A 730-nucleotide genomic window follows, 5' to 3' on the forward strand; every position below is an offset into this window, starting at 1 on the left:
GGGGGGCCAGCAGGCGGTCCAGGCTGGGCAGGGCGAGGTGCTGGCCTGGACCCGTCTGGCGCAGCCGGACGGCAGTCTGGCCATTATTGCGACGGTGCGTGTTCTGCCTGCTGGCCCTGTGCTGGTGGCGCGCCTGGCGCAGTTGCCGCAGCAAGTGGGCGCGCGGGTGGCCTTGCAGGCGCGAGAGCTGGGCGGGCGGCTGCTGCCCTGGGGCGAATTGAGCGGCCCGTGCGGAAACCGTGATTAAGCAGGCGTGCCCGCCAGCGCTGCTTCGCGCATTTGTGTGGGCGTGACGCCATGGCGGGTGCGGAAGGTGCGGGCAAAATGGGCCGGGCTGGAAAAGCCGCAGCGCCAGGCCACTTCCGCAATGCTGTAGCGTTGCATGTCGCGGCGCTTCAGCAGGCTGGCGGCTTGCGCCAGGCGCCGCTCCAGAATCAGTTGCGAGACGGTGCGGCCTTCCGGCTCCAGCAGGCGGTTCAGGTGGCGCAGGGTGATGCCGGTGGCCCTGGCTACATGCCCGGCATCCAGGGCGTGATCGTGCAATTGATTGTCGATATGGCTGCGTGCGGCCTGCAGATAGGTCGCGCGCAGCGCGCTGCTGTTGCCGGTATCACCGGCCAGCAGGCTGCGCAGCAGCTCGCCGGCCTGCTGGTGCAACTGGTCTGCGTCTATGCTGGCCGGTTGCGCGAAAGCATTCGCAGCCAGCCGGCGCAGGGCCGTGTTGAGCACG

General features: G+C 69.3%; 2 protein-coding genes. One reads left to right on the top strand and one right to left on the bottom strand.

From position 1 onward, the window contains the following. A partial coding sequence (locus tag ACTJGZ_RS15840) for a hypothetical protein (protein ID WP_441663854.1) occupies window positions 1-247 on the top strand: 247 nt, incomplete at its 5' end. Here the strand turns inward: ACTJGZ_RS15840 and ACTJGZ_RS15845 are convergent. After that, window positions 244-730: helix-turn-helix transcriptional regulator (locus ACTJGZ_RS15845; protein ID WP_441663855.1), on the bottom strand; the 487-nt coding region annotated here is incomplete at its 5' end. The genes ACTJGZ_RS15840 and ACTJGZ_RS15845 overlap by 4 nt on opposite strands.

The sequence above is a fragment of the Kerstersia sp. genome (assembly GCF_052103615.1).
GTDB lineage: Bacteria > Pseudomonadota > Gammaproteobacteria > Burkholderiales > Burkholderiaceae_B > Kerstersia.